This is a genomic window from Sulfurivirga sp., assembly GCF_015490265.1.
Taxonomy (GTDB): domain Bacteria; phylum Pseudomonadota; class Gammaproteobacteria; order Thiomicrospirales; family Thiomicrospiraceae; genus Sulfurivirga.
On record NZ_WFYD01000075.1, the window covers coordinates 1 to 11,523 of the forward strand.

Below are 11,523 nucleotides of genomic sequence, written 5' to 3' on the forward strand. Positions count from 1 at the left end.
AAATGGGGGAGACCCCGTCTTCCGGCGGTCCGGGTGTGCTGAAGGTACGGCCAGGGGTGTGGGTCGGGTGGTTGTGTGGTGAGTGGGGGGCCGTCTTACAACACATGGTCCCGGTTTCAGCATGGCGTGCGGAGCCGTGCAGGAGTGTGATGGCCTTTAGCATCTGCGACATAGTGTGCCGATCACGGTGAGGGGCCGATTCAGGCCGTCGCGTGTCTGCACGCCGAACTCATCCGGGCGGGGAGAGATGGAGGCAGACTCCAAGCGAGGCCGGAGCTGGCAGGTGTCGGAGAAATGAAAACGCCCGCACGGGCGGGCGTTCGGTAAAAGGCCGGGCGGATGCCGGTTCAGCGAATGGTGCCCAGGATCTGCTGCGCCCAGGTGTTGGCGGTCAGGTAGAACATGGAGATGTTCATGATGTCCTGATCCTCGAACTGGATGGCGGACCAGTCGGTGCTGCCCTGTTCCAGATCACGCACGATGCGCAGCGCCTGACCCATTGCGCCTTCCATGTCGGTCAGCGCCTTCTTCATCGGTTCGGACAGGGGCAGCTGGTTGACCAGGTCCACCATGGGCAGGTGGAAGAAGGCATTGAGGGTGGAGAACAGGCCCACGAGGAAGTAGCTGTCCTTCTCATTCTTGTGGACGGTGTGCTCGGCCAGCACTTCAAGGAACTTGGCGCGGACCAGTGAAGTGGTCAGCAGCTCGGTGGGCACGCCGGTGGCGCTGCTCAGCAGCATGACGCTGACCCAGAACTTGAGCCGCTTGAGCCCCATCAGCTTGACGGCATCCTCAATGCTCTCCACCTGACGGGGCAGGTCGTTGGAAGGGTGGTTGATGGCCGAGAGCAGGTGGTGGCTCAGGGCCACGTCGGTGCTGATGATGTCGGCCAGCTTGTCGAAGTCGGTGTCGTCCTTGTTGATCTCCGCCAGCAGCTGCAGCATGGAGGCCTCGTTGGCCCCCAGCTCCTTGTCGGCGGTGATGACCGGGTTGGTGAAGTAGAAGCCCTGGAACAGCTCGATGCCCTGATCGCGCAGCTGCTGGAACTGAGCTTCATCCTCCACATGGGTGACGATGACGGTATGGCTGTCCTTGAGGGCGGCGTGAACATCCGCCAGACGCTCACCCAGCTGCTTGCGGTTGAGCTTGACGAACTTGGCGATGGGCAGCAGTTTGGCGTTGACCTCGTCCGGCTCGTAGTCGGCCAGACACAGGCTGTGGCCCGCCTTGGCCAGTGCCTTCAGGCCTTCCAGTGCCCCCTTGTGCTTGAGCAGGCTCTTGTCGAACTCGATGACCAGTTTGCCCGGGTCAGAGAGGGGCGGGACGGTCCGGGTGGCCAGCAGGGTGTGCGGCGCCCGGTAGAAGCAGTAGTTGGGGCCGGCCAGCGTATCGAGGCCGACGGAGGCATCCAGTTCCTTGAACAGGTCCTGCGCCTCGTCCTGCCAGGCCTGGTCGGTCAGCTGGGCCGCACCGATGGGCTCCAGACTGTAGGTATGGCTCCAGAGGGTCTGATTCTGATCCAGAATGGGCTGCTTGTTGCAGAGAATGTGACGTTCCATGGAGGTGTCGCCCTTTTTCTATGGTTATGATGACAATTCGAACAAATTATAGAGGGATTGGCCAGGGGGTTCATAAAGGATTTGAAAGGCGCAATCAGAGAAATATTGGGGGTGTGGCAGCTCAGTGTCGTGCCGGCGAGAGCCAGCGCCACAGATTGAACAGGCTGGCCAGCGACTGGGCGGCGTAGGTCCAGGCGCAGGCGCGCAGAACGCGCTTCAACGCCCGCTGGTCGGCGACATCGAAGCGGCCGGTTTCCACCAGCCAGGGCAGGGCGTGGTTGAAGCTGGCGTCCCACTCCACGGTGAAGGTGCGCAAGTGTATCAGCACCGGCACGCCCATGGCGATGAAGCCGGCGGTGAAGCTGAGCGCCGCCGCGGCCGGCGTGTGGGCCAGCACCGTCAGCACCGGGGCGGCCAGCAGTGCCCCGCCGGCCAGCCTGTGCAGCCAGCGCGCCCGCTCGATCAGCGTCATGCGTTCAAGAAAGGCTTCATCCCCGGTCAGGTGCTGATGGGCATGGGCCACCTCATGGGCGGCCACCGCCAGGGCCGTCAGCGAGGGTGTGGCATAATAGGCGCGGCTCAGGCGCACCGTGCGCGTGACGGGATCATAGTGATCCGGCCCGTCATGGGCTTCCACCCGCACCTGTGCCGTCAGCCCGTGCCGCTTCAGCAGCCAGGCGGCAAACTCGCCACCACCGCCCGGCAGGTCCGGCCGTGGCCGGTTGTGGCGGCGCAGCTGCCATATCGCCCACCATCCGGGCAGCTGGCTGGCCAGCGCCAGCAGAATGAAGACCATCACCCCGTAACCCATGGAAGGCAATTATATGGAATGGCTCCAGTGGCAACCGCTTGTCATCTACCTGCTCACCGGCGCGGTGGTGGGCGTGCTGGCCGGCCTGTTCGGCGTGGGCGGCGGCCTGCTGGTGGTGCCGGTGCTCACCAGCGTGTTTGCCTGGACGCTGGGGGACAACCCGCACATCACCCATCTGGCCATCGGCACTTCGCTGGCCACCATTCTGGTCACCTCGCTGGCGTCGGTGCGTGCCCATCACAGCCACGGGGCGGTGGACTGGACGCTGGTGCGCTCGCTGGCGGCGGGCATTTTCATGGGCGCCTTCGTGGGGGGCTGGAGCAGCCAGTTCATTCCGGCCCGGGAGCTGGCCTGGCTGTTCGCCGGGCTGGAAGCGGCCATCGCCCTCTATCTGCTGCTGGCCATCCAGCCCAGGCCGCACCGGCAGCTGCCCGGCCCGGCGGGGCGCACTCTGGCCGGTGCGGTCATCGGTTTTCTTGCCTCGCTGGTGGGCATAGGCGGCGGTACGCTCACCACGCCTTATCTGGTGTGGCACAACGTGCCCATGCACACGGCCATCGCCGTTTCCGCCGCCTGCAGTCTGCCGGTGGCGGCGGCGGGCACGCTCGGCTACCTGCTGGGCGGGTTGCACGCCGAAGGGTTGCCGCCGGGCGCGACCGGCTATCTCTACTGGCCGGCCTTTGTCGGCATCGTAACGGCCAGCAGCCTGACCGCCCGCTTTGGCGCAAGACTGGCCCACCGTCTGCCGCCGAAACCCCTCAAGCGCGCCTTCGGGGCTTTTCTGCTGCTGCTGGCGGCCAAGATGGCCATCTGGGGATAGACTGCGGCCTTCATGAAATTTTTATGCCTGTGAAATCAGTTACATGGGAGTTTTTCCGCCAGCTTATCCACAGGGTTTGTCCAGAGGTTATCCACAGGCACGCTTTGCCAGCACGAGTTATTCACAGCTATAATCCCATCCATCCTTCGCCGAAACCGGCATCAGGAAGCGACCCGCCATAACAGAACAGAAAACAGAGGAGCGCACCTTGAGTCACATCTGGTCCGAAAGTCTCGAGCGGCTGCGGGACACCCTGCCGGAAGTCCAGTTCAACATGTGGATCAACGCCCTGCAGGCGCGGGAAGAGGGCAACACCCTGCGTCTTCTGGCGCCCACTGCCCAGGTGCAGGACTGGATCAGCCGCAAGCTGTTCCGGCAGATCCGCGAAGCGGTTACCGCCGTGCGGCCCGACACGGAGGTGGTGCTGGACGTGGACGGCTATCTGTCCGGAAGTTCCGCCAATGAGCCTGCCATCCAGCAGACTCCGACGCCGGTGCGGGACAATGGCATCCAGCACAATCTCAACCCTCATTTCACCTTCGACAACTTCGTGGAGGGCAAGGCCAACCAGCTGGCCGCCGCCGCGGCACGGCAGGTGGCGGAGAACCCGGGCGGCAGCTACAACCCCTTCTTCATCTACGGCGGCGTGGGGCTGGGCAAGACTCACCTGATGCACGCCATCGGCAACGCGCTGTTGGCGCGCAATCCCGGCGCACGGGTGGTCTATCTTCATTCGGAGCGCTTCGTGGCCGACATGGTCAACGCCCTGCGTCACAACCGCATCGAGAAGTTCAAGAATTTCTACCGCTCGCTGGACGCGCTGCTGATCGACGACATCCAGTTCTTCGCCCACAAGGAGCAGAGCCAGGAGGAGTTCTTCCACACCTTCAACACCCTGCTGGAGGGCAACAAGCAGGTGATTCTCACCTCCGACCGCTTCCCCAAGGAGGTGGACGGACTGGAGGACCGGCTCAAGTCCCGTTTCGGCTGGGGGCTGACCATCCAGGTGGAGCCGCCGGAATTCGAGATGCGCGTGGCCATCCTGCTCAGGAAGGCCTCCGAGGCGGGCGTGACGCTGCCGGACGAGGTGGCCTTCTTCATCGCCAAGCGCCTGCGCGGTAACGTGCGTGACCTGGAGGGCGCGCTCAAGCGGGTGATCGCCTACGCCCAGTTCACCCGCCAGCCCATCACGCTGACCACCACCAAGGAGGCGCTCAAGGATCTGCTGGCGCTGCAGCAGAAGATGATCACGCTGGAGAACATCCAGAAGACGGTGGCCGACTACTACAAGGTGCGCGTCTCCGATCTGCTGGGCAAGCGCCGTTCACGCAACGTGGCCCGGCCGCGTCAGATGGCCATGGCGCTGGCCAAGGAGCTGACCACCCACTCCCTGCCGGAGATCGGCAACGCCTTCGGCGGGCGGGACCACACCACCGTGCTGCACGCGGTGCGCAAGGTGCAGCAGCTGCGCGAGGAGGACCCGCGCTTCGAGGAAGACTTCAACAACCTGATCAAGATCATCACCAACTGAGGAAGGGTGCGCATGAAAATCGTCATTTCCCGCGAGACGCTGCTCAGGGGCCTGCAGACGGTCGCCGGCGTGGTGGAGAAGCGTCAGACCAAGCCGATTCTCGGCAATGTGCTGCTGCAGCTGGAGGATCAGACGCTCACGCTTGTGGGCACCGATCTGGAGGTGGAGGTGCGCGCGCAGGTGCTGGTGGACAGCAGCGATGCCCCCGCCTTCTCCACCACACTGCCGGCGCTCAAGCTGCTGGGCATCGTGCGTGCCCTGCCGGACGGTGCGGTGGTCCAGCTCACCTTTGACGCCGAAGGACGCTGCACCCTCAGTTCCGGCCGCAGCCGCTACCGACTCTCCACTCTGCCGGCGGATGAATTCCCGTTGATGGACATGAGCGGCACCAGCCTGTCGCTGAGCGTGCCCCAGGCAACGCTGCGCGCCCTGCTGGCCCACACTCACTTCGCCATGGCGGCGCAGGATGTGCGCTACTACCTCAACGGCATGCTGTTCGACATCGCCGACCACAGCCTGCGGGTGGTGGCCACCGACGGCCATCGTCTGTCCACCTGCGCCACGGAGCTGGAGACCGAGGCGCTCACCCCCACTCAGGTGATCCTGCCGCGCAAGGGCGTGCTGGAGCTGGTCAAGCTGCTGGAGCAGCGGGACGATCTGGCGCAGCTGTCCATTGGCAGCAACATGTTGGCGGTGCAGCTGGAAGGAATTACCTTCCTCTCCAAGCTGATCGAGGGCCGCTTCCCCGACTACCGGCGCGTCATTCCGAAGGACAACCCGCTCAGGGTGCGGGCCGACCGCAACCTGCTGCGGGACATCCTGCACCGGGCCACCATCCTCTCCAACGACCGCTTCCGCGGCGTGCGGCTCAATCTGGAGCCGGGGCTGCTGACGGTGCACGCCCAGAACGCCGAACAGGACGAGGCCCACGAGGAGCTGGTGGTGGAGTACGAGGGCGCGCCGCTGGAGATCGCCTTCAACGTCCAGTATCTGCTGGACGTGCTCGGTGCCCTGCAGGGGGATTTCGCCGAGCTGGCCTTCCGGGATGCCAACGGCCCCCTGCTGGTGGAGGAGGCGCACGAGGCGCTGCACTGCCAGCACGTGGTCATGCCCATGCGCCTGTAATCCCGCCGGGCACGCCGTCACGGCGTGCCGCACGCCCGCCTCATGCACGCCCTGCGCCGGCTCGTTCTCACTCAGTTCCGCTGCTTTGACCGCTACACCCTTGAGGTGGCGCCGGGGCTCACCGTCATCGAAGGGGCCAACGCCCGTGGCAAGACGGCGCTGATCGAGGCGCTGTGGCTGCTGGCTTCCGGCCGCTCCTTCCGCACTGCCCGGCTGGACCGGCTCATCCGCCACGGGCAGGGAGAAGCCGCCCTCTATGCCGAAGTGGGGGGGCACCGGCTCGGCTGGGGCCGGCGGGGCGGAGAGACTCGACTGCGGCTGGATGGGGAGACGGTGCGCGCCCAGGCAGAACTGAGCGCCCGCTTTCCCGCCCAGCTGCTCACGCCCGAATCCCACCGCCTGCTGGAAGAAGGGCCGCGCGGACGGCGTCAGTTCCTCGACTGGGGCGGCTTCCACCAGCAGCCGGGCTTTCTCGGCCACTGGCGCGCCTGGCGGCAGGCGCTGCGCCAGCGCAACGCCGCCCTGCGGCAGGGGCTGGCGCCGGAGATGGTGCGCCTGTGGGACGGGGCGCTGGTGGAGGCGGGCGAGGCGCTGGACGCGCTGCGTCAGGACTATGTGACCCGGCTGGAAGCGCCGCTGAAGGCATTGCTGGCGGAGCTGCTGCCGGAGCTGGCCGAGGCGGTCACCCTGCGCTACCAGCGCGGCTGGCGGCAGGGGCTGACGCTGGCGGAGGCGCTGGAGGCCGGCTGGGAAGGCGATGTGCGCCAGCAGACCACCCGCAGCGGACCGCACCGGGCCGACCTGGCCTGCCTGGTGGATGGCCATCCGGCGGAGACGGTGCTTTCCCGTGGACAGCAGAAGCTGTTCGTGTGCGCTCTGCTGCTGGCGCAGGCGCAGCTCTACGCCGAAGCGCGCGGCCACTCGGTGGTCATGCTCATCGACGACCTGCCGGCGGAGCTGGACGCCGAACGTCGGGCACGCCTGCTGGCGCTGCTGGAGGCGTTGGACATCCAGCGGGTGGTGACCACCACCGACCGGGCGCTGATTCCCGGGGCGTCCGAGGCCGCCATCGTCACCCTGTGATAGAATGACCCTTTCAAATTCATTCCCGCAAGTCGAAGGACCCATGGCTCAGAAAGACCCCGCCCAACAGAACTACGACGGCTCTTCCATCAAGGTGCTCAAAGGCCTGGAGGCGGTGCGCAAGCGTCCGGGCATGTACATCGGCGACACCGACGACGGCACCGGCCTGCACCACATGGTGTTCGAGGTGGTGGACAACGCCATCGACGAGGCGCTGGCCGGCTACTGTGACCGCATTCAGGTGGTGCTCCATCCGGACGGGTCCGTCTCCGTCTCCGACAACGGCCGCGGCATTCCGGTGGACATGCACCCTGAGGAGGGGCGTTCCGCCGCCGAGGTGATCATGACCGTGCTGCACGCCGGTGGCAAGTTTGACGACAACTCCTACAAGGTGTCCGGCGGTCTGCATGGTGTGGGCGTCTCCGTGGTCAACGCCCTGTCCGAACACCTGTGGCTGACCATCAAACGAGACGGCAAGATCTGGCAGCAGGAGTACCGGTTGGGCGAACCGCTCTATCCGCTCAAGGCAGTGGGCGAGACGGACGAGACCGGCACCGAGGTGCGCTTCCTGCCCAGCCCGGACATTTTCGCCATCACCGAATTCGACTTCGATGTGCTGCGCACCCGCCTGCAGGAGCTGTCCTTTCTCAACTCCGGTGTGCGTATCGAACTGATCGACCGGCGCGTGGAGCCGCCGCGGGAGGAGATCTTCCAGTACGAGGGCGGCATTCAGGCGTTTGTGGAATATCTCAACCGCAACCGCACGCCCATCCATCCGCACATCTTCCACTACTCGGCCGAGAAGGACGGCATGACCGTCGAGATCGCCATGCAGTGGTCGGACGCCTATCAGGAACATGTGTACGCCTTCACCAACAACATTCCCCAGAAGGACGGCGGCACTCACGTGGCCGGTTTCCGCGCCGCGCTGACCCGCACCCTCAACGCCTACATGGAGAAGGAGGGGCTGGCGAAGAAGTACAAGATCAACATCACCGGTGAGGATGCCCGCGAGGGGCTGGCGGCCATCGTCTCGGTCAAGGTGCCTGATCCCAAGTTCTCCTCCCAGACCAAGGAGAAGCTGGTCTCCAGCGAGGTCAAGTCGCTGGTGGAGACCACCATGAACGAGAAGTTCGCCGAGTGGCTGCTGGAAAATCCGCAGGACGCCAAAGCCATCGTCGGCAAGCTGGTGGAGGCGGCGCGCGCCCGCGAGGCGGCGCGCAAGGCGCGGGAGATGACCCGGCGCAAGGGCGCGCTGGACGTGGCCGGCCTGCCCGGCAAGCTGGCCGACTGTCAGGAGAAGGATCCGGCCAAGTCCGAGCTCTATCTGGTGGAGGGGGATTCCGCCGGTGGGTCGGCCAAGCAGGGACGCGACCGGCGCACCCAGGCCATCCTGCCGCTGAAGGGCAAGATCCTCAATGTGGAGAAGGCCCGCTTCGACAAGATGCTCGCTTCCGCCGAGGTGGGGACGCTGATCACCGCGCTGGGCTGCGGCATCGGCGCCGAGGATTACGACCCGGACAAGCTGCGCTACCACCGCATCATCATCATGACCGACGCGGACGTGGACGGCTCCCACATCCGCACCCTGCTGCTGACCTTCTTCTACCGGCAGATGCCGGAGCTGGTGGAGCGCGGCCACATCTACATCGCCCAGCCGCCGCTGTACAAGGTCAAGAAAGGCAAGCAGGAGGCCTATCTCAAGGACGACGCCGAGCTGGACCACTACCTGCTGGAGCTGGCGCTGGAAAACGCCCAGCTGATTCCGGGCGGCGGCAATCCGCCGATCGCCGGCGTGGCGCTGGAGCGGCTGGCGCAGGCGTGGTTGGCGGCCCGGCGCATGATTGAGCGCCTGTCCCGCCGCTTCCGGCCGGACTTCCTCGAAGGACTGGTGCGGGTGCCGCCCCTGACGCTGGAGATGCTCGATGACGAGGCGGCGCTCAACGGTTGGGTCGAGCGCATGCGCGCCTGGCTGGCAGCGCGGGGCGAGGCCACGAAGGTGGGCTTCGAGCTGTCCGTCGAGCCGGCCCATGAGGGCGAGGCCCGCTTTCAGCTCCGCCTGACCGTGCGGGAGCATGGCATGACCCAGTCCCAGACCTTTGGCGCGGCCTTCTTCGCCAGCAAGGAGTATCGCCAGCTGGCGGAGACCGCCGCGCTGCTGGACGGCCTGCTGGCCGATGACGCCCGCATTCTGCGCGGCGAGAAGGAACAGCCGGTGCGGGATTTCGGCGAGGCGCTCGACTGGCTGATGGGCGAGGCCAAGCGGGGGCTCACCATTCAGCGCTACAAGGGTCTGGGCGAGATGAATCCGGAGCAGCTGTGGGAGACCACCATGAACCCGGAAACCCGCCGCCTGCTGCAGGTCACCGTCAAGGACGCCATGCTGGCTGACGAGGTGTTCACCACCCTGATGGGCGACGCGGTGGAGCCGCGGCGCGCCTTCATCGAGGAGAACGCCCTGGCGGTGGAAAACCTGGACATTTGACGTAAAATAGCCTGAATTCGCGTTTTTTCAGGCCTTTTCGGGGTCCGTTCCGGCGCCGCGCGGCGGCGGCCGTGCAAAATCAGGGGAGACCCCGTCCCAATTACCAAGCAAGGAGAGTGTTATGTCTGCACTGCATCCCATCGTGGCCGTGGTCGGGTCTTCCGGCGCCGGCACGTCGTTCGTCAAGCGCGCCTTCGAGAACATCTTCGAGCGCGAGGGGCTGAACCCCGCCATCATCGAAGGCGACAGCTTCCACAAGTACGACCGCGCCACCATGAAACAGAAGGTGGCCGAAAGCAAGGAGAAGGGCTGCCGTCCGCTGACCCACTTCTCCGAGGACGCCAACGAATTCCATCTGCTGGAAGAGCTGTTCCGCACCTACCGTGAAAGCGGCACCGGCAAGCGCCGCTACTACATCCACTCCGACGAAGAGGCCGAGTTCCACAACAAGCGCTTGGGCACCCACCTCAAGCCGGGTGAGTTCACCCCGTGGGAGGACATCCCGCCGGGCACCGACCTGCTGTTCTACGAAGGCCTGCACGGCATGGTGCGCAAGGTCAAGTACCTCAAGGAAGGCCAGAAGCCCTATGACGTGGCCCAGTATGTGGACCTGGGCGTGGGCGTGGCGCCGGCGGTCAATATCGAGTGGATGCAGAAGATCTATCGCGACACCAGCGAGCGCCCCTACACGGTGCAGGACGTGCACAATGTCATTCTGGAGCGCATGCCCGACTACATCGACTACATCGTGCCCCAGTTCCATCGCACCCACATCAACTTCCACCGGGTGCCGCTGATCGACACCTCCGATCCCTTCTCCACCGAGGAGGGCATGCTGCCCACCGTGCCGGCGCCGGAGGACTCACTGATGGTGACCCATGTGCGCATCAAGGATCAGGTCAACCTGCCGGAGATCGCCGAGCAGATTCCGGGGGCGTGGCTGCAGCGGGACGACACGCTGGTCTATAACTCCAAATATTTTGTCGAGGCCATGGATCTGCTGCTGACTCCCCTGATCAAGCAGCTGATCGAGCGCAAGCACAAGGCCGGTGGCTGATCGAAAGCCGCTCTGCCATAAACCCCTTCAAAACCCCGCATTCGCGGGGTTTTTTGTATCAGCCGACTCCCTCTTTGGTTTTCATTACGGCTGGCATGGTTTATGCTTTTTCCTTGAAAAGTTTTCAAGGGGGTTAACATGCTTGCCAATCTCAGCATCCGCACCAAACAGCTGCTGGCCATGGTGCCGTTGATCGGCGCGCTGCTCTTCTACGGCGGCGTCAACATCTGGGAAAAATACACTACGGCGATGGAAATGAGCCATGTGGAGCATCTGGCCGAGCTGGCGGTCTCCGGCGGCCTGCTGGTGCATGAGCTGCAGAAGGAGCGGGGGGCTTCCGCCGGCTTCATCGGCTCCGGTGGGCGCAAGTTCGGCAACACGCTGCAGCGGCAAAGGCAGCAGACCGACCGGCGCATCGAAGAGTTCCGCATCACCCTGCAGCGCATTGAGCGCATGGGTGTGCTGCCGGGTGAGGCGGCAAGTTATTACCGTGCGGCCATGCAGCAGCTGCAATCCCTGCCGCAGATCCGCCGCTGTGTCAGCGGCGTGCCGGAACGGCCATGCCAGCTTGGCCGGGTGCTCAGATTCTATACGGGGCTGATCGGCAAGCTCATGTCCGGCACGCTGGAGAGCATGGTGCACAACCACTCCATGGAACTGGTGCAGGCCGGTACCGCCTACTACATGATGCTGGGCGTCAAGGAGCAGATGGGTATCACCCGGGCGGTGCTGGCCAATGCCTTTGCCGCCAATCACATGAGTGAGCAGGGCAAGGTGAAGCTGGCCGGCCTGATGGCCAGACGGGGCGTCTATCTGGACAGTTTCCGTCTGTTCGCCACGCCTGACATGAAGCGGGGCATGGAGGCGATTCTCACCAGTGCCGACGGGCGGCAGGTGGAAGCGCTCATCCACAAGGCGCTGACCACCCCCGTGGGCCAGCCGCTCAATGAGGACAGCGAGCAGTGGTTCGGCCTTGCCACCCGCTTCATCAACCAGCTCAAGGGGCTGGAAGACCGTATCGAGCAGCAGCTGATCAGCCGGGCGCGGCAGGT

The 11,523-nt window shown here is 65.0% G+C and carries 9 protein-coding genes; 7 read left to right on the forward strand and 2 right to left on the reverse strand.

The window, feature by feature from the left end:
- Positions 1-347 precede the first annotated feature (347 nt).
- Both F8K16_RS05265 and F8K16_RS05270 read right to left on the reverse strand, forming a co-directional pair.
- The gene (locus tag F8K16_RS05265; protein WP_294947929.1) at positions 348-1,559 is read right to left on the reverse strand and encodes an EAL and HDOD domain-containing protein; all 1,212 of its coding nucleotides are present in this window, start codon (positions 1,557-1,559) and stop codon (positions 348-350) included.
- A 121-nt stretch (positions 1,560-1,680) separates the two neighbouring features.
- On the reverse strand, positions 1,681-2,355 hold the full coding sequence (locus tag F8K16_RS05270) for a zinc metallopeptidase (protein WP_294947931.1): 675 nt from the start codon (positions 2,353-2,355) through the stop codon (positions 1,681-1,683).
- A gap of 28 nt (positions 2,356-2,383) precedes the next feature.
- Here F8K16_RS05270 and F8K16_RS05275 point away from each other — a divergent pair, with 28 nt between their 5' ends.
- The 7 genes from F8K16_RS05275 to F8K16_RS05305 form a co-directional block, all read left to right on the forward strand.
- Positions 2,384-3,190 carry a sulfite exporter TauE/SafE family protein gene (locus tag F8K16_RS05275; protein WP_294947934.1) on the forward strand — a complete coding sequence of 269 codons (807 nt, stop codon included), beginning with the start codon at positions 2,384-2,386 and terminating at the stop codon, positions 3,188-3,190.
- 208 nt (positions 3,191-3,398) lie between these two features.
- Positions 3,399-4,721, forward strand: a complete 1,323-nt coding sequence (gene dnaA / locus F8K16_RS05280; RefSeq protein WP_294947937.1) for a chromosomal replication initiator protein DnaA — start codon at positions 3,399-3,401, stop codon at positions 4,719-4,721.
- 12 nt (positions 4,722-4,733) lie between these two features.
- Positions 4,734-5,846: a DNA polymerase III subunit beta gene (dnaN, locus tag F8K16_RS05285; protein WP_294947940.1), complete on the forward strand. Its 1,113-nt coding sequence runs from the start codon at positions 4,734-4,736 to the stop codon at positions 5,844-5,846.
- Positions 5,847-5,888: 42 nt separating this feature from the next.
- Complete coding sequence (gene recF / locus F8K16_RS05290) at positions 5,889-6,929, forward strand: DNA replication/repair protein RecF (protein ID WP_294947944.1); 1,041 nt, start codon at positions 5,889-5,891, stop codon at positions 6,927-6,929.
- A gap of 43 nt (positions 6,930-6,972) precedes the next feature.
- On the forward strand, positions 6,973-9,414 hold the full coding sequence (gene gyrB / locus F8K16_RS05295; protein WP_294947947.1) for a DNA topoisomerase (ATP-hydrolyzing) subunit B: 2,442 nt from the start codon (positions 6,973-6,975) through the stop codon (positions 9,412-9,414).
- Between the two features lie 121 nt (positions 9,415-9,535).
- Complete coding sequence (locus F8K16_RS05300; protein WP_294947950.1) at positions 9,536-10,471, forward strand: phosphoribulokinase; 936 nt, start codon at positions 9,536-9,538, stop codon at positions 10,469-10,471.
- Positions 10,472-10,609: 138 nt separating this feature from the next.
- Positions 10,610-11,523, forward strand: a 914-nt coding sequence (locus tag F8K16_RS05305) for a nitrate- and nitrite sensing domain-containing protein (protein WP_294947952.1), incomplete at its 3' end; no start/stop codon positions are given.

What these genes read in the sequence shown, in the direction of transcription:
- F8K16_RS05265 (WP_294947929.1), bottom strand. Translation starts at nt 1,559, where the DNA reads ATGGAACGTCACATTCTCTGCAACAAGCAGCCCATTCTGGATCAGAAT.
- F8K16_RS05270 (WP_294947931.1), bottom strand. Translation starts at nt 2,355, where the DNA reads ATGGTCTTCATTCTGCTGGCGCTGGCCAGCCAGCTGCCCGGATGGTGG.
- F8K16_RS05275 (WP_294947934.1), top strand. Translation starts at nt 2,384, where the DNA reads ATGGAATGGCTCCAGTGGCAACCGCTTGTCATCTACCTGCTCACCGGC.
- dnaN (WP_294947940.1), top strand. Translation starts at nt 4,734, where the DNA reads ATGAAAATCGTCATTTCCCGCGAGACGCTGCTCAGGGGCCTGCAGACG.
- recF (WP_294947944.1), top strand. Translation starts at nt 5,889, where the DNA reads ATGCACGCCCTGCGCCGGCTCGTTCTCACTCAGTTCCGCTGCTTTGAC.
- gyrB (WP_294947947.1), top strand. Translation starts at nt 6,973, where the DNA reads ATGGCTCAGAAAGACCCCGCCCAACAGAACTACGACGGCTCTTCCATC.
- F8K16_RS05300 (WP_294947950.1), top strand. Translation starts at nt 9,536, where the DNA reads ATGTCTGCACTGCATCCCATCGTGGCCGTGGTCGGGTCTTCCGGCGCC.